At 67.1% G+C, this 16,560-nt stretch carries 16 protein-coding genes and 1 pseudogene; 10 read left to right on the forward strand and 7 right to left on the reverse strand.

The annotated features are described in order from the left end of the window. The first annotated feature begins 100 nt into the window (after positions 1-100). On the forward strand, positions 101-1,075 hold the full coding sequence (locus F791_RS0112120) for an arsenic resistance protein (protein WP_018138412.1): 975 nt from the start codon (positions 101-103) through the stop codon (positions 1,073-1,075). Between the two features lie 29 nt (positions 1,076-1,104). On the opposite strand, the gene F791_RS0112125 is transcribed toward F791_RS0112120, so the two are convergent. The 3 genes from F791_RS0112125 to sohB form a co-directional block, all read right to left on the reverse strand. Next, the gene (locus F791_RS0112125) at positions 1,105-2,436 is read right to left on the reverse strand and encodes an ethylbenzene dehydrogenase-related protein (protein WP_018994003.1); all 1,332 of its coding nucleotides are present in this window, start codon (positions 2,434-2,436) and stop codon (positions 1,105-1,107) included. 118 nt (positions 2,437-2,554) lie between these two features. Then, positions 2,555-3,055, reverse strand: coding sequence for a DsrE family protein (locus tag F791_RS0112130; protein ID WP_018138414.1), 501 nt, complete (start codon positions 3,053-3,055; stop codon positions 2,555-2,557). Between the two features lie 62 nt (positions 3,056-3,117). After that, positions 3,118-4,200 carry a protease SohB gene (sohB, locus tag F791_RS0112135; protein WP_018994002.1) on the reverse strand — a complete coding sequence of 361 codons (1,083 nt, stop codon included), beginning with the start codon at positions 4,198-4,200 and terminating at the stop codon, positions 3,118-3,120. Between the two features lie 50 nt (positions 4,201-4,250). Here sohB and F791_RS0112140 point away from each other — a divergent pair, with 50 nt between their 5' ends. The 4 genes and pseudogenes from F791_RS0112140 to F791_RS13245 all read left to right on the forward strand — a co-directional run bounded on the left by F791_RS0112140 (position 4,251) and on the right by F791_RS13245 (position 7,981). Beyond that, entirely contained in the window at positions 4,251-4,640 is a 390-nt protein-coding gene (locus tag F791_RS0112140; RefSeq protein ID WP_018994001.1) for a hypothetical protein, read from the forward strand. A 129-nt stretch (positions 4,641-4,769) separates the two neighbouring features. Continuing rightward, positions 4,770-5,672, forward strand: a complete 903-nt coding sequence (locus F791_RS0112145; protein ID WP_255349444.1) for a LysR family transcriptional regulator — start codon at positions 4,770-4,772, stop codon at positions 5,670-5,672. Positions 5,673-5,761: 89 nt separating this feature from the next. Next, positions 5,762-7,546 carry an N-acetylglutaminylglutamine amidotransferase gene (locus F791_RS0112150; protein WP_018993999.1) on the forward strand — a complete coding sequence of 595 codons (1,785 nt, stop codon included), beginning with the start codon at positions 5,762-5,764 and terminating at the stop codon, positions 7,544-7,546. 7 nt (positions 7,547-7,553) lie between these two features. Next, positions 7,554-7,981, forward strand: a pseudogene (locus F791_RS13245) (DUF488 domain-containing protein). Positions 7,982-7,985: 4 nt separating this feature from the next. On the opposite strand, the gene moaB reads toward F791_RS13245, so the two are convergent. Further along, complete coding sequence (moaB, locus tag F791_RS0112160) at positions 7,986-8,522, reverse strand: molybdenum cofactor biosynthesis protein B (RefSeq protein WP_018993997.1); 537 nt, start codon at positions 8,520-8,522, stop codon at positions 7,986-7,988. A gap of 98 nt (positions 8,523-8,620) precedes the next feature. Between moaB and rluB the strand changes: the two genes are divergently transcribed. The 3 genes from rluB to F791_RS0112175 are packed head-to-tail and all read left to right on the forward strand — an operon-like array spanning position 8,621 to position 11,438. Then, on the forward strand, positions 8,621-9,577 hold the full coding sequence (gene rluB, locus F791_RS0112165) for a 23S rRNA pseudouridine(2605) synthase RluB (protein WP_018138420.1): 957 nt from the start codon (positions 8,621-8,623) through the stop codon (positions 9,575-9,577). Beyond that, a complete protein-coding gene (locus tag F791_RS0112170; RefSeq protein WP_018993996.1) occupies positions 9,577-10,227 on the forward strand; it encodes an endonuclease III domain-containing protein in 651 nt (216 codons plus the stop codon). Before rluB ends, F791_RS0112170 begins: the two co-directional genes overlap by 1 nt. Before the next feature lie 5 nt (positions 10,228-10,232). Further along, positions 10,233-11,438, forward strand: coding sequence for an MFS transporter (locus F791_RS0112175; RefSeq protein WP_018993995.1), 1,206 nt, complete (start codon positions 10,233-10,235; stop codon positions 11,436-11,438). 24 nt (positions 11,439-11,462) lie between these two features. Here the strand turns inward: F791_RS0112175 and F791_RS0112180 are convergent, their stop codons facing one another. From F791_RS0112180 to F791_RS0112190, 3 genes are all read right to left on the reverse strand, one after another. Beyond that, positions 11,463-14,117 (reverse strand): diguanylate cyclase, encoded by a 2,655-nt coding sequence (locus tag F791_RS0112180; RefSeq protein WP_018993994.1) that lies wholly within the window; start codon positions 14,115-14,117, stop codon positions 11,463-11,465. 154 nt (positions 14,118-14,271) lie between these two features. After that, positions 14,272-14,988: a hemerythrin domain-containing protein gene (locus F791_RS0112185; protein ID WP_018993993.1), complete on the reverse strand. Its 717-nt coding sequence runs from the start codon at positions 14,986-14,988 to the stop codon at positions 14,272-14,274. Beyond that, complete coding sequence (locus tag F791_RS0112190) at positions 14,981-15,538, reverse strand: hemerythrin domain-containing protein (protein ID WP_018137747.1); 558 nt, start codon at positions 15,536-15,538, stop codon at positions 14,981-14,983. Before F791_RS0112190 ends, F791_RS0112185 begins: the two co-directional genes overlap by 8 nt. 167 nt (positions 15,539-15,705) lie before the next feature. On the opposite strand from F791_RS0112190, the gene F791_RS0112195 reads away from it, so the two are divergent. Beyond that, the gene (locus tag F791_RS0112195) at positions 15,706-16,104 is read left to right on the forward strand and encodes a hypothetical protein (RefSeq protein ID WP_018993992.1); all 399 of its coding nucleotides are present in this window, start codon (positions 15,706-15,708) and stop codon (positions 16,102-16,104) included. Continuing rightward, positions 16,104-16,556: a glycine cleavage system protein H gene (locus tag F791_RS0112200; RefSeq protein WP_018993991.1), complete on the forward strand. Its 453-nt coding sequence runs from the start codon at positions 16,104-16,106 to the stop codon at positions 16,554-16,556. The genes F791_RS0112195 and F791_RS0112200 overlap by 1 nt, the downstream gene beginning before the upstream one ends. Positions 16,557-16,560: the final 4 nt, after the last annotated feature.

Consider the following 16,560-nt stretch of genomic DNA (forward strand, 5'->3'; position numbering starts at 1 on the left):
GGTGCGGATACGTACGCAAAGCAACACCCTAAGCCTGACCGGTCGCGGCGCCGCCGACAACGAAGCCGGACGGCGGGTGGGGTTCTGATACCGTAGCGGGATGCTGGAACGTCTTCAGGTCTGGGTCTATCTCGCCGCGATTGTGCTGGGGCTCGTCCTGGCCAGCCTCTGGCCGGGGCTTGGCGAGGGGCTGACCGCCTGGGTATGGATCGCGCTCGGGCTGTTGCTGTTTGTCACCTTTGCGCAGATCCCCTGGGAGGCGATCCGGCTCGCCTTTAACGATCGCCGCTTCCTGGTGGCCGCACTGGTGGGGAACTTCGTGCTGGTGCCGCTGTTGCTGATCGCCCTGCTGCCGTTGGCCCCGGACGACCCGGCGATACGGCTGGGCATCCTGCTCGTGCTGCTGATGCCCTGCACCGACTGGTTCATTGCCTTTGCCCGCCAGGGCGGGGGCGATAGTGCGCGTGCCGCGGCCTTTGCGCCGGTGAGTCTTGCGGCGCAATTCCTGATGCTGCCGGTGTACCTGGCCCTCATCCTGGGGCCGGGCGAGACCGTGGGCCTTATGTCGCCGACCGTGTTCGCCGCGGCGGCGCTGCTGATCGGGCTGCCGCTGTCGGCGGCCGTTCTGCTGGAGCAGGCGCTCAGGGTGCGGGGGCGTGTGCAGGTCTGGCAGAACCGCTTCGGGGTCGCCACCGTTCCGCTGCTGGCGCTGGTGGTGGGGCTGATCGCGCTGGCGGAGGCCCCGGTGGTGTTCGAGGGCGGGCGGGAGCTGCTGGGGGTGATCCCGGTGTACCTGCTGTTTCTGGTCGGGGCGGCCGCACTGGCATGGGCCCTGGCCCGGGTATTCGCCCTGCCCATTGAGCAGGGGCGCACACTGGCGTTCAGCCTGGGTACGCGCAACTCGTTTGTCGTGCTGCCGGTGGCGCTGGCACTGCCGGAGGCCCTGCACGCGGCCGTCATGGTCATCGTGCTGCAGTCGCTGGTCGAGCTGTTCGGGATGCTCGGCTACCTGCGCTGGATGCCGCGCCTGTTCCCCGCCCCGCAGGCACCCTCGGAACCATCCGGGTCGAGCTGACGATCAGTCCTGGGGAGACATTGGCCCCCCTAGTTCTCCAGCTGACGCAGTTCGTGCTCGATGATCAGGTCCGCGAGGCCCTCCGGATCGTGGGCGTCAAGCACGCCCAGGTCGCCATCACGCACGAGCGGGCCGCCGGCCCCGTGCGCGTCGCTGTGCAGCTTCTGGTAGGTCATCTGTCCGGGATAGAACACCGGGACCTCGGTCCATTCGAGGTCGGCGTCGTCCAGGTGTCCGTCCGTGTACTGGGCTTCGATGTCGGCCTCGCCATTGTCCAGCCCCAGCGTCAGGGGCAGCGAGACCAGATGCCAGCGGGCCCCGGTGCCGTTGTGCACGGCGAAGGCGACGTTGTAGGTATTGCCCTGTTCAAGTGCCTTGCTGTCGCGTGAGTCCGGGGCGTCGAGCGAGCGGGTCAACGCGATGCGCCAGGCCCCGTCCTGGTAGCCGCCCGAGGCCTCGATCGCGCCGCGGCTGCCACCGGGCTCGCGCAGGAAGCGCTGGGGCAGGGTGTCGCCCTCCTGCCAGTCATAGTCGGGGTCAAACGCGACCGAGTTATTTTCCGACAGGAAGTAGGGGTCGTTCTGGCCATATTCGCCCGCGACCAGGCGCTCCCAGTCGAGGGCCGGGGCGCCCACCTGGTCGGGGTCGAACATATAGGCGGGCTGCTCGGTGTCGTCGTCCCAGTTGGTGGTGAACATGCTGTCGCCCTCGGAGGCGAGGCGGTAGTGCAGCACATAGCCGTTATCCGCGTACCCCATCGGGTGGCTGCGGTGGGCCCGCCATTGCCACAGGTCGAGGAATTCGCCGTTCTCGCGCATCGCCTCGAGCTCGTCATCATCGCGGATGGCGTCCCAGGAGACATCTTCCGGGTCATCGGTTTCGCGGGTCTGCGGCAGGTATTTGCGCACATCGCTGCGGCCCATCGCTTCGCCCAGCTTGGGGTGTTCGCGCACGTCGTCGCGATCCACCTCCGAGCTCAGGCTGCGCATGCCTTCGTGTGCCGTCATCCAGCCACCAAGGCGCATGAAGTCGTCGACCGAGCCGTCGTCCAGCATCATCGAGATGCGGTCTTCGTACAGGCCGTGCTCGTCCGGCTCCGGGCCGCCGGAGCCGTAGCGCACCCATTCGCCATCCTCGTAGCGCCAGTACTGGTGATACCAGCTGGGGCTGTTGGTTTCGTACTCGTAGTGAATCCGGATGCGGTCCCCGTTGTAGACTGCTGCCACGCGCAACACGCCCTGGCTGTCCTCGGCCCCTGGGATGTAGACATTCTGATCAGGGTCGCTCTTCCGCGGTTCGTCGGCCAGAACCAGGGTGGGGCCGGTGGCTGCGATCAGGAGGGCAAGCAGGCGTCGTTTCATGAGCGGGGATTCCTTGGGGTGCTATCGATGGGGCGTAGGGAGGCTTGCTCGGGGCAGCCATTGAAGGGGCGTTAACAGGCAGACACCAGGGTTCTGGCGTCTGCCTGCAGGCGGGGCCTCACTGCATCAGCAGGTAGCCCTCGTGCTGCAGTTCGATGATCTCGGCGTCGGCCATGGGCACCAGGTTCACAAAGCCGTGGACGTCTTCGTGGTCGATGCCGCGCAGCCGGGCGGAGGCCTCACACATGCGGAACTCGATGACGCCGCCTTCACTGAGGGACTTGGCGCGACGCATGGTTTCCTCGCGCTCCTCGAACTGGTCGCGCGTGAAGAACGGGACCTCGCGGCCATGCAAAACCAGCACGATGTGGGCCTCGAACGGATCGGACTCGTAGACGTTGTTCAGCATGCTGACGCGATCGAGCACCATGTTCAGCTCGTCTTCGGTATCCACATAGACGTCGTAGACCACCTTACGTGGCTCGTATTCGCGGTCCATCATCTCGGCCGAGCCCCAGGGCATCTTGTCGTCCGCACTGCCCGCCAGCGGCAACGCGAACAGGGCAATGCCGGCAAGCAGGCAGAGCAAAAAAGCAGGGGTGCGGGAGCGATGTTGCATGGTCGTGTCCTCCGGGTCGGTTCTTGATGTTGGACGACTGGGGGTGGGCGCTTCTTCCCCGGTTATAGCCGTTCATGAGGAGCGCTGCCGCGCAGCGCACGCTCGACGATGGATTCCATCGCCAGCGTGACGCGTCGGCTCAGGCGCTGCGGGCGCGTATAGGTAATCTCGAACAGGTCGGCCTCGCGGCTGGTCTCCAGCAGCAGATCATCGCTGGTTCGCAGTTCATCGGCCAGGCCCAGGTCGTGTGCCTGTTCGCCGTACCAGTGCTCGCCGGTTGCCACTTTCTCCAGGTCCAGGGATGGGCGGTAGCGGGAAAGAAACGTCTTGAACTGGTCGTGCGCCTCGTCCAGCTGCTCGCGGAACTTGCGCCGGCCCTCGTCGGTGTTCTCCCCGAGTACGGTCAGGGTGCGCTTGTATTCGCCGGCGGTCAGCAGTTCGACATCGATGTCATGACGTTCCAGCCAGCGGTGCAGATTCGGAATCTGGGCCACGACCCCGATCGACCCCAGCACCGCGAAGGGCGCAGCCACGATCCGGTGCGCCACGGCGGCCATCATGTACCCGCCGCTGGCGGCAACCCGGTCCACCGCGACGGTCAGGTCCAGCCCCTGGTCGCGCAGGCGGGCCAGTTGCGAGGCCGCCAGGCCGTACGACGGGACAAGCCCCCCGGGGCTTTCCAGGCATACGATCACCCGGTCCTGTTCGGGGCGGGCGAGGGTCAGGATCGCGGTCACCTCCTCGCGCAGGCTGTCGACGCTGGAGGCGCGGATATCGCCGGTGAAGTGCAGCACATACACCCTGGGCCGTTCCTGGTCGCCGGAATCCGGGCCGGGGTGTTCGCTCGGGGTATCCGGTTTTGGGGCCTCGGTGGATTCACCTTCGCCGGACGAGGAATCGCCGCGGCGCCACCCCAGCTTCTTGCGCAGCCGCGCTCGCCAGGTCGCGCTTCCCTCGACCGCGTGGCGGATGGTCTTCTCCATGCGGCGATAGCGATCGTTCAGCTTGCGCACCGTCAGGCGGTCCGGACGCCTCTCGCGGCTCTTGGCGACCACCCCCGCCACGGCACTCACGAAGATCAGCACCACCACGAGGGCGGTTACGAGTTTGGCGAAGAACAGCCCGTATTCCTGTAGCAATTCCATCCGTGTCGTCCTGTTCCGTCGGGCGGCTGTCGGCATGCCATAATGCCAGCATGAGGATCGAAAGCGACGAAGACCCCCGTAGTGCAGGACTGTTTCCGGGGCGCGAGGGTTCCGCCAGCGACACCCCGCCGGACCCGGTCATCCATAAGGGATACGCCACCCTGAGCCTGCGTCAGATCGACGAATGGAACGGTGTGCCCAAGGGCACGGCCTTTCGTCTGTTCAAGGCGCAAAAGGATCAGCTGCGCGAGGGGCAGGACTTTTTCTACATCCCCGAGGGCAAGGACCCGGAGCTGACCGAGACCCTGCGCATGGACGGCCGAATCTACCCCTCCACGGTCCATCTGCTGCTGATGACCACGACCGCCTACGCGCGGATGCGCGAGGAATGGCATCGGCGTATCCACAAGACCGGCTGCGGGTGCCCCGAGGAACACTAGGATGAATCGGGCGGCGTTTGGTTCGATGCTGTGTGCTGAGAAGCCGCGGCAGTGGCGGTGCAGCCTGTCACCAGAACGGGGCCGCCGCGTCCTGGCGTGGACTCCTGGATGTCGACGTAGGCGGGTCCATTGATCCGCGTCTCCCTGGAGCAATGGCGCATGTTGCAGGCGGTGGTGGCCGCCGGCGGTTTTGCTCGTGCCGCGGAACAAGTTCACAAGAGCCCCTCCAGTGTGAATCATGCGGTGCAGAAGCTGGAAGAGCGCCTGGGCGTCGAGGTCTTCGAAGTCCAGGGCCGCAAGGCGGTGCTGACCCCGGCGGGCGAGGCGCTGCTGCGCCGTGCCGAGCACCTGCTGGAGGAGGCCGCCGAGATCGAGGCCCTGGCCGGTGCGCTCGCCGCCGGTGTGGAGTCCGAGGTGCGGCTGGCGGTGGACCAGATCCTGCCGCGGGGCCCGGTGATCCAGGCGCTGGAGCGCTTTTCCCGTGCCTATCCGGCCACGCGTGTCCAGCTGGAGGAGGTCGTCCTGAGCGGCGGCCCGGAACTCCTGCGCGAAGGCCGGGTGGATATCCTGATCGCGCCGGAGTTGCCGGGCGGCTATCTGGGCGCCTGGCTGGCGGATCAGATCATGGTCTGCGTGGCACACCCGGGACATCCGCTGGCCGACGGCCAGCGGCTGACACGGCGGGACCTGCAGGCGCAGCGCCAGATCGTGGTTCGTGATTCCGGCGAGCAGCAGGCCGGGGAGGGTGGCTGGCTCGAGGCCGACCAGCGCTGGACGGTCTCGCACATGAGTACCGCGCGCGCGATCCTGTGCTCCGGGATCGGCTTCGCCTGGCTGCCGCTGGATCGTATCGCGGAGGATCTTGAGCAGGGGTGTCTGGTCGAATTGAACCTGGAGGCAGGCACGCGCCACGAGGTGCCGTTCTACATGGCGCACGCGGATCGCGACCGCGCCGGGGCCGCCAGCCAGGCCCTGATGGAGGCCCTGGAGGCCGCCTTCGGCGGAAGCTCGTCAGAGCCCCCTGAACGGTAGGAGCCTGCCTGCAGGCGAAGCCCTGCCTGCGCCGGAGAGGAACAAGCCGGCTCCAAAACCAAGCCACCCAACCAGCAAGGAAAGAATCGATGTGCGGGATCGCGGGAGAATTCGTCTGGGGTGAACGGCGCGCCAGTGGCGAGGCCGTGGCGCGCATGCTGCCCTGCCTGGAACGGCGCGGGCCGGATGCCGACGGGCTGTGGGCCTCCGGGCGGGTGGCCCTGGGGCACCGGCGCCTGTCGATCCTGGACCTGTCGCAGCGCGCGCACCAGCCGATGTTCGACCCGGAGACCGGGCTCGCGCTGGTGTTCAACGGCGCGATCTACAACTTCCGTGCCCTGCGCAGCGAGCTGGAGGGCCGCGGCCATCGCTTCTTCTCCACCGGCGATACCGAGGTCATCCTGCGCGGCTATGCCGAGTGGGGCGAGGGCATCGTCGCCCGGCTGCACGGCATGTTTGCCTTTGCGCTGTATGACGGCCACGCCCAGCGCTTGCTGCTGGCGCGCGACCGCATGGGCATCAAGCCGCTGTATCTGGCGCGCGGTGGCGACGGCATCCGCTTCGCCTCCAACACCCAGGCGCTGCTGGCGGCGGGCGACGTGGACACCGAGCTGGATGCCGAGGCGTTGCACATGCTGTTCTCGCTGCACGCGGTGGTGCCCGCGCCGCGTACCGTGCTGCGCGGTATCCGCAAGCTGGAGCCGGGGCATTACCTCAGTATCGATGCGCGTGGGCAGGAGCGACTGCAACGTTACTGGACGCTGTATGCCCACCGCCCGGCCGAGGCCGTGTCCGACGCCGAATGGCAGGAGCGTATCGAGCACAGTCTGCGCAGCGCCGTGCGCAAGCGCCTGGAGGTGGCCGACGTGCCGGTGGGCGTGCTGCTCTCCGGCGGGCTTGACTCGTCGCTGTTGGTCGCGCTGGCGATGGAGGAGGGGGCGCAGGACCTGCGTACCTTCACCGTCGGCTTCGAGGACCAGCCGGAGGAGAAGGGATCGGAGTTCGAGTACTCCGATCCGGTCGCCGAGCGCTACGCCACCGACCATCAGGCCACGCTGATCCCCAACGACCAGGTGCTGGCCCGCCTGCCGGAGGCGGTGGGGGCGATGGCCGAGCCGATGTTCGGCCAGGATGCGGTGGCCTTCTACCTGCTCTCGGAACAGGTCTCGCAGCATGTGAAGGTGGTGCAGTCCGGCCAGGGCGCGGACGAGGTCTTCGGTGGCTACTTCTGGTACCCGCAGATGGCCGAGGACCGTCACGGCGACTGGGTGGAACGTTTCCGTCGCCACTACTTCGACCGCGACCACCCCGAGATGGCCGAGATGCTGCGCCACCCGCCGTCGAATGACGTGACCGGCGACTGGCTGCGCGAGCAGTTCGCCGAACTCGAGACCGACCGCGCGGATTCCTTCATCGACGCGGTGCTGGCGCTGGATGTGACCACGCTGATCGTGGACGACCCGGTCAAGCGCGTGGACAACATGACCATGGCCTTCGGCCTGGAGGCGCGGGTCCCGTTCCTGGATCACGAGCTGGTGGAGACCGCCGCCGCGATGCCGCCGCACCTGAAGCTGGGCGACGGCGGCAAGGACGTGCTGCGCCGCATCGCCCGCGGGCGCCTGCCGGACGCGGTGCTGGACCGGCCCAAGGGCTACTTCCCGGTGCCGGCACTCAAATACGTGCGCGGCGACTTCCTCGAATTCATGCGCGACATCCTGACCTCGCGCGCCTCGCGCGAGCGCGGGCTGTACCAGCCGGCCTACATCGACAAGCTGCTGGACGCCCCGGATCAGTACTTCACCCGCATCCAGGGTTCCAAGCTGTGGCATGCGGCCCTGCTCGAATACTGGCTGCAGACCCACGTGGATCGGTAAGCGCCGCATGGAACGGGTGCGGATCCGGCGCGTCTACGATCCGGTCGGGCCCGACGACAGGTGTCGTGTGCTGGTTGATCGCCTCTGGCCGCGGGGGATAAAGAAATCCACACTCGCACTGGATGCCTGGGAAAAGGCCATCGCGCCGTCCCCGGAGCTGCGCCGCTGGTTCGGCCATGACCCGGGGCGCTGGCGTGATTTCTGCCGCCGTTATCAAACAGAACTGGAGGCGGCGCCGAGGCCTGGGGCCGGCTATTGGGGTACGCCCGCCGCGGCTGCCTGACGCTGCTGACGGCCACGCGGGATGTGGAGCATAGCCACGCGGTGGTGTTGCGCGATCTCCTTGCTGCCGAGCGGGCTGAGGAGGAGCGACCCGGCGAACGTGCTTCGCCGGTGTGCTTCGCGCCCGACGAGCCCGCGGCAGATCCGGATTGATCGCTCAGGACTCCTTCAGGCGCGGCATCAGCATGGTCAGGTTGCAGGGCATGGTGCGGTCGTCCAGCTGGGCCTGGATGATGCGGTCCCAGGCGGTGCGGCAGGCGCCGGTGGAGCCCGGCAGCACGAAGACATAGGTGCCGTTAGCCACGCCCGACAGCGCGCGGGACTGCAGGCTGGAGGTGCCGATCTCCTCAAAGGAGAGCATGCGGAACAGCTCGCCGAAGCCCTCGATGGTCTTGTCCAGTAGCACCGAGGCGGCCTCCGGGGTGCCGTCGCGGCCCGTGATGCCGGTGCCGCCGGTGGTTAGCACCGCGTCGATCTCCGGATCGGCAATCCAGCGTGAGAGTTCGGCGCGGATCGCATAGATGTCGTCCCGGACTACGCGGCGCTCGGCCAGGCGGTGCCCTGCGCCCTCCAGCCGTTCCACCAGGGCATCGCCGGAGCGGTCCTCGGCCAGCGTTCGGCTGTCGGATACCGTGAGGACGGCGATGTTCAGCGGAGTCTGGACGGGGGAGGTTTCCGGGCACTTGGCGGTCATGGGCAACGTCCTGTTGGTGTATCGTGAGCGCCCATCATAATGAATGCGGGTCCGGTCGCGGCAATGCGGCCGGATCGAGACGTCTGGAGTCAGCAGGAATGTCGGAGCGGGTACAAAAGGTCCTGGCGGCGCGCGGCCTCGGCTCGCGGCGCGAGATCGAGGGCTGGATCGAGCGCGGCGAGGTGAAGGTCAACCAGCGCACGGCGAAGCTGGGCGATCAGGTCGGGCCGAATGACGTGATCCGCGTGCGCGGCCGCGTGATCCACATGGCGGAGCATGCGCATCGCTGGCTCGTGTATCACAAGCCGGTCGGCGAGATCTGCAGTCGCAGCGACCCCGAGGGCCGCAAGCCGGTGTTCGCCAGCCTGCCGCGCCTGAAGGGGCAGCGCTGGGTCGCGGTCGGGCGTCTCGACCTGAATACCTCGGGACTGCTGCTGTTCACCACCGATGGCGAACTGGCGAACCGCCTGATGCACCCCAGTCATTCGCTGGAGCGCGAGTATGCGGTGCGGGTGCTGGGCGAGGTCCCCGACGATACGCGGCGCATGCTGCTGGAAGGGGTCGAGCTGGAGGATGGTCCCGCGCGCTTCGATGTCCTGGAAGAGCGTGGCGGCGACGGCGCCAACCACTGGTTTCATGTCGTGGTCAGTGAGGGTCGCAACCGTCTGGTGCGCCGCCTGTGGGACGCCGTAGGTGTGACCGTGAGCCGGCTGATCCGGGTGCGCTACGGACCGGTGGTGCTCGGGCGCGGTCTGAAGACGGGTGCGTCGCGGGATCTGGAGGTGCGCGAGGTCGAGGCCCTGTACGAGGCAGTCGAGCTGCCCGTGCCGGAGTCCATTCGCGAGCGGGGTCGGCGCCGCGGGCCGGGCCGCAACACCCGGCCCGCGCGCGGCAAGCGGGGCAAGTCGGGCGGGCGCGTACGTGAAGCGGATCGCTGGAGCTCCACCAAGCCGGGGAGCGGCCCCGGCAAGGGCGGCAAGACCGGACGTTCGGGGCCAGGAGGTTCCGGGCGCAAGGGTGGGCCGCGCAAGCCGGGTGGTCGGGCGCGTTCCTGATGTCGTTGCGGGTGGCCGAAGTGCGGCAGCGCCTGCAGGGCGCCTACGGCGACCTGCAGTGGTGGCCGGCGGAGTCGGCGTTCGAGGTCATGGTGGGCGCGGTGCTCACGCAGAACACCAGCTGGACCAATGTCGAACGCGCAATCGCGAATCTGCGCGAGGCCGATGTGCTGGACCCGGAAGCCCTGCTGGAGCTCCCGCACGAGACCCTGGCCGAACACATCCGCCCGAGCGGCTACTTCAACGTGAAGGCCGACCGTCTGCGGCACCTGCTGCGCTTTCTGGAACAGCACGGCGGGGTGGAAGCCCTGGCCCGCATGGAGACCGAGGCCTTGCGCTCGGCCCTTCTGGGCGTCAAGGGCGTCGGGCCGGAGACGGCGGACGACATCGTGCTGTACGCCTTCGAACGGCCGGTGTTCGTGGTCGATGCCTACACCCGGCGGCTGTTCGAACGGCTGGGCCTGCCGCATGCGCGTGGCGCCTACGACGACCTGCGGGCCTGGGTGGAGTCGGAGCTGGGGCCGGATGCGCAGGCCTTCAATGATCTGCACGCCTTGATTGTGGAACACGGCAAGCAGCGCTGCCGTCCGAAACCGCTTTGTCAGGGATGCCCCCTGAGCGACGCCTGTCCCGGCCGCGTGGTGGATTAGAACTCGTGCAGGCAGGCCGCTTCGCGGGGCTGCTGCACCGCCATCCCCTGGCGGTGATCGTGATCGCTCAGCTCTTTGCGACCTCGCTGTGGTTCAGCGTGAACGGGGTCGGGCTGTCCCTGCAGCAGGAACTGGGCTGGACGGCGACCGAGATCGGCTGGCTGACGATGGCGACGCAGCTGGGGTTCATCATCGGCACCCTGGTGGCGGCCGCGACCGGCCTGGCCGACCGGGTGCGTGCCAGTCGCCTGTTCATGGTGTCCGCGCTATTGGGGGCGCTGGTCAATGCCGGGTTTGTCCTGTTGGCCGGCGTCTGGGAGATGGCGCTGGTGGTGCGCTTTGTCGTCGGGCTGTGTCTGGCCGGGGTGTATCCGCTGGGCATGAAGCTGGTGATCAGCTGGACGCCGCAGCACAAGGGCTGGGCCCTGTCCTGGCTGCTCGGGATGCTCACGCTGGGAACGGCGCTTCCTCATCTCCTGCGGGGCGTGACCCTCGATCTGGTCTGGCCGGTGCCGATGATGCTGGCCTCCGTGCTGGCGGTGGCGGCCGCCTGGATGATCGCGCGCCTGGGTGACGGCCCGCATCTGCCGCCGCCGGGGCGCACACCGGGGCTGGGCAAGGGCTTTCGTGCATTGGGCGGGCGTGATTTTCGTGCGGTGGCCGGCGGTTACTTCGGCCATTGCTGGGAGCTGTATGCCTTCTGGACCCTGGTCCCTCTGCTGGTGGCGCATGAGCTGACCCGTCTGGATGCCCCGGCGGGGCTGGTACCCTGGCTGGCCTTCGCGGTGATCGGGCTGGGCGCGGTGGGCTGTGTCTGGGGTGGCCGGCTGAGCCGCCGACTGGGGAGCCTGCGTGTCGCGCGGGTGGCGCTCGCCACATCCGGGCTGGTGTGCCTGTTGTATCCGTTGCTGGCGGGGCTGGCGCCGTGGCTGCTTCTGGGTCTGTTGGCCCTCTGGGGGCTGACGGTGATCGCGGATTCGCCCCAGTTCTCCGCGCTGGCCGCGGAGAGTGCGCCACAGGATGCGGTGGGTTCCGCCCTGAGCGTGATGAATGCCATCGGCTTTGCGCTCACCCTGCCTTCGATCCTGGGGACCGCCTGGCTGTGGGATGACCTGGGGCTGTGGGTGGTGTGGCTGTTGTTGCCCGGCCCCGCGCTCGGCTTGTGGGCGCTCAGCCGGCTGTCGGGCCCACGGGGCGCCGGGAGAGGCTGACGCTTTCAGCGCCGCCCGGATGGGTTATGTGTCCCCGGCCACAAGCCGGTCGCGCCCCTGGGCCTTCGCGCGATACAGACGGTCATCGGCCCGATCGATCAGGGCTTCGGGCGTGAGGTGCTCCGGGTCACACTCGTCGGACCAGGCCAGGCCGGCGCTGACCGTGAAGGCCAGCGATTCGCCCTCGAACCGTGTGTCGAGTTCGCGGGTGGCCTGCAGCAGGCGCTCGATCGCGGTGATGGCGGCCTCGTGATCGACATGGCTGAGCACCACGATGAATTCCTCGCCGCCAAATCGAGCGACAATGTCGAAGACCCGATGCTGGCGCCGCAGCAGATCGCCGAAGTTGCGCAGCACCTCGTCGCCGGCCAGGTGCCCATGGGTGTCATTGAGGGCCTTGAAATGGTCCAGATCCAGGATCGCCAGGGCAAAGTGTTCGCCGTGGCGGCGCCAGGCCTCGATCTGTTCGCGCAGGCGCTCCATCAGGTAGCGGCGGTTGTACAGGCCGGTCAACGGGTCGGTGATCCCCAGATCGCGTAGCTGGATCTCCAGGTGGTTGCGCTGCAGTGCCTCCGAGATCAGGTTGCCGAGCACCAGCAGCAGTTCATCCTGATCCTTGCGCCAGGTGCGTGGGCGCAGCATGTCCATCCCGACGAAGCCGGTGACCTGCTGCCCAGTCAGAATGGGTACGCAGATCAGGGTCTTGACCCCTTGTTGCCGGAACAGCCCGCGCTCGGTGGCCGCCTCCTTCGGGAGGTCGTCCACAGAGGGGATGACCACGGGTGTGCGCTGTTCGAGCATCTCCAGCATGCGTGCACGCCACCAGGGCAGTTCCTTGAGGTCTACATCCCGCAGCTGATCCATTACGGAGAACACGCCGGGGGCACACCATTCGTGGGTGTTGTCCATATTCTCGCCATCCGCCGACAACTCGAACAGGTAACAGCGGTCGCCCGCGAAAAAGCGCCCGATATCGGCCAGCGCGGCATCCAGGCGCTCGTCCATCAAGTCGGCGCTGGCGGTTACAAAGTCCGAGGACAGGTGTGCCAGCATCGCATTGAAACGCGCCTGATACTGAAGCTCGTCGTGCATGCGGCGGCGATCGGTAATGTCTCGGGCGACACCCACATAGCCCGTGATCTCGCCCGTCGCGCTGCGGATCGGGGCGCCGCTCGAGACGTGCCAGCGCCATTCCCCTTCTTGATGCCGGATGCGGTACTCGATTTCCTGCTCGTTTTTCTCGGAGCGGATGGTGCGCTGGAGGAAGCGGCCGAATTCCTCGCGGTCGTCCCGATGGACGTAGTCGGTGATGGGGGTTCCGGTCGCCTCTTCGGCGGCATAACCCAGCACTCGTGTCCATTGCGGCGAGACATAGGTGATGACGCCGGCCGGCGTGAGGGTGTAGATGATGTCGCCGATGTTCTCGACCAGCTGGCGGTACTGGGCCTCGCTGGTGCGCAGCTGATCCTCCAGCAGTCGCCGTTCGGTGATGTCGTATATCGTGCCAATGCTGGCCGGGCCGCTTTGCAGCTCCACGCGGCCGGCGGTCAGGTCGACCCAGCGGGTCTCGCCCTCGCCGGTGATGACCTTCATCTCGTAGTGATCCGGCACCTTTTTGCCCGCGATCCGGTCGCGGGCCCGCTGGGTCACGGCCTCGCGCTGTTCCGGGTGGATGATCTCGTAGAAGGGCTGGTTCAGCAGCCAGGATTCGGGGCGCTGAAGGATACGGGAAAGGGCCGGATTGACGGTCTGGAAATGGTCGTCCTGGAGGATGAATACCCCGGCCGCGGCGTGTTCGGTCAGGGTACGGAACAGCTCGCGCTCGTCCTCGAGTTCGGCAGTGCGCTGGCGAACGCGTGTCTCGAGCGCGCGCCGCTGGCGAAGCAGTAATGCGGCATACAGCAACACCGCCAGCAGGCCCAGGCCAATGACGGTTGGGAGCAGCCAGGTGGGGATCACCTCGACCGTATCCGAGTGGATCCAGCGCTGCGTGATCTGGCGCAGCAGTTCGTCATCCAGCTGGGCGATGGCCGTGTTGATTTCGTCCAGCAGTTCCTCGTTACCGTGAGTCACCGCTGCGCGCAGGGGCTGCTCGTAGAGCAGCTCCAGGGGGTGAAACATGCCCGGCTCGCCATGACGGTCCAGCAGATACATCGCGACCGGGTAGTCGCCCACGAAGACATCGATCGTGCCTTCCACCGCGGCGCGCACCATTTGCTCGTTGTTGTCGAAGACCTGCAGCGGGTGTTCGGGTCGTTCGCGCCGCATGAACTCGAGTTCGAAGCTGCCCGACACCACGCCCGCCGGCTTGTGCGCGAGTTCGTCCAGTCGGGCCACGGGCGCGCCGGTGCGCACAAAGGCGAAGGTGCGCAGGGGGAACAGCACGTCGCTGAAGGCCAGTGTTTCTTCGCGTTCGGGAGACCGGATGAGCCCGCCGTGGACATTGGCCTCGCCGTCGCGGACAAGATCCAGGGTGCGCGGCCAGTCGACCAGCCGGAACTCCACCGGGCGGTCGAGCTCGTTTGCGAGTTCCTGCCACAGATCGACCAGCAAACCCCGTGGCTCGCCGCCGTTGTCCGCGAAGGCGAAGGGTGGCCAGGCATGGTCCTGGGAGACGATCAGCGGTTGTGTCGGTTCGTCGGCCTGAACGCTGGCGCCGCAAAGGAGCAGGAGGCCCATTGCCAGAACACTGGCGGGCGATGCGACGAGCCGGCGGCACTCGCGAAGCCATTGGAAAAGGCGGGGGAAGCCGGTAGCGGGGTGGAGTGGTGTCACGTCGTTTCGGGCCGTGTCGATGAGCTATCGTGACACAGTCCTTGCGTATTGCCGACCCCTATCGATTGGGCGTCATGGCGTCATCCCCCAGGTGCTGACGGGCCTTCTCCAGGAGTTCGGCCGCCAGGTCGGGTTCGTGGCGCAGGCGGCGTCCCCAGTTCGGGAAGACGTTTTGCTCCTCGCGACTTTCGTGCTTGGCGAGGGCCCCGGAGATCAGGGCGAAGAAGGGGGCTACCATCCAGGCCTCCTCGACGCCTTCCTGGAACTCGTGTTCCAGCAGCGCGGTTTGTTCCAGGATCTCGTCATGTTCGCGCAGCATGATCGTGACCGGGTCCTGGCTGCCGGCCCCGCGCGAAATTTCCAGTGTCGGGACGATCAGTTCGTTCTCCACATGAACGTGCCGGCGCAGGCCTCCCACGTAGGCCTGGAAGTCGGGTGCTGCACCCTCGAGATCGCCGGCATTGACCTTGTGCAGGGCGCTGGCGAACAGCCGGTCGATGCGCAGGTGGTCGCGCTGCAGCAGATCGACAAGGTCCACGGGCGCGACGTCCTCGCGCCGCTGGACGCGCAGCTTCCACAGGGGCGGGCCGTTCTCCTGCACCTGCCAGTGGATGGCGTGGCGCAACTGCAGGCTGACCGCATCCATCAGCAGCTGTGGCTCCTGATCCAGCCAGACGTCGAAGACCTGACCCGGTTGCAGTTCGCGCAGCGTGTAGTAGGCGCGGGTGTGCGCGTGGTCGGCCAGCCCCCGCAGGTCCAGCAGGAAGTCACTCATCGGCGGGTTCCGTGTACGCATCCGGGATGCCGCGCCGGTGCGCCATGGAGCGTCCGATACGGGCGCGTTCCTCGGCGTTGAGCAGGTGTTCAGCCAGCGGCAGTACGGCTTGTTCCTCCAGCTCGAGGTGGGCCCGGTAGCGCTGGATCCAGTCAGTCGCGCCTTCCAGCGGATCTGCGTGCCCGGCCGCAATGTTTTGCAGCGCAGGCTCCAGGGCGTCCCAGCCAGCCTCTAGCTGGGGGTGCTCCGCGCTCAGGCGATCCATCCACTCACCCAGTTGTGGATGGGCCTCGGGGTGGTCGCGGTACGCCTGCAGGATCGGGAACAGATCCTGGTCCTCGTCGGCGTGATGTTGCGGGGCGGCCTGCTCGAAATAGGCCAGCACACGGCGAGCCGCGGATTGGGCCTCCGCGTCGGCCCCGTGCTGCTCGATGTGTCCCGACAGCCGCTCCATTGTGTCGAGGCAGTTCGTGATCCGCCGATGACAGGCCCGCAGGAGCTCGATCGGGCGGTGGAAGCCGGGCGCGGGTTCTTGGAGGTGCAGTTTCATCAATAGGCTCGGATGGCGGGGCAATCGGCGTGTGCTCAGCGCACATGTGGGGCGTACTGTCACTGAATGCGCAAGCGTCCGTGTTGATCTCGATCAATGCATTTACGATGTATCTTATCGTAGTCTAGCCTCGCTGCAGAACAAACAAAAAAGGGAGCAAACGCGACATGCATCCACGCAACCGGATGTTCATCCTGGCCGCGCTGGCCTATGCGCTGCTGGGTGGACTCATCAGCATCGTCTGGCTGGCCCATCCGGGGCTGATCCCCGGCAATGTGCCACGCATCCATGGTCACCTGATGCTGCTCGGCTTTGTCACCATGATGATCTACGGCGTAGGGCTCCACGTACTACCGCGCTTCTCCGGGCGTTCGCTGTTCTCGGAACGGCTGGGGCATGCGCAGTTCGTGCTGGCCAATCTCGGTCTCTGGGTGATGATCGCCGGCTGGATGATGTTCCATAACCCGACTGTTGCGGTCGGCGGGGCGATGGCCTGGGGGGCGATGATCCTGTTCGCGCTGAATATCGCACTCACCGTGCGCCACTACGGCCCGAAGGGGGCGTGATGAGCCATACCGAATACAACGGCTGCGAGTTGCCGGACGACCTGTTCTACGACCTCGACTATGTCTGGGTCCGCCCGGAGGGCGACGGGACCTTCACCCTGGGGATCACCGATCCCGCCCAGACCATGGCGGGCCGCGTACAGTACTTCCGCTTTCGCAAGCCCGGTTCGCATCGGGCCGCGGGCAAGCCGGTCGCGCGGCTGGAGTCCGGCAAGTGGGCGGGGGGCATCCCCACGCCCTTCGACGGCACCATTGAGCGCATCAACCCGGCCGTGGAGGCCGACCCCGGGCTGGTGAATGTGGCCCCCTATACCGATGCCTGGGTGGTGGTGATGCGCCCGGACGACCCGCAAAAGGCGCTGGAGCGGCTGCATACAGGGCCCGAAGCCGTCGACGGGCTCAAGCAGTGGATCGACCGCTACGACATCCACTGCATGCGCTGCGCGGACTGAGGAG

Origin of the sequence: Thioalkalivibrio sp. ALRh (assembly GCF_000381425.1) — a bacterium.
Taxonomy (GTDB): domain Bacteria; phylum Pseudomonadota; class Gammaproteobacteria; order Ectothiorhodospirales; family Ectothiorhodospiraceae; genus Thioalkalivibrio.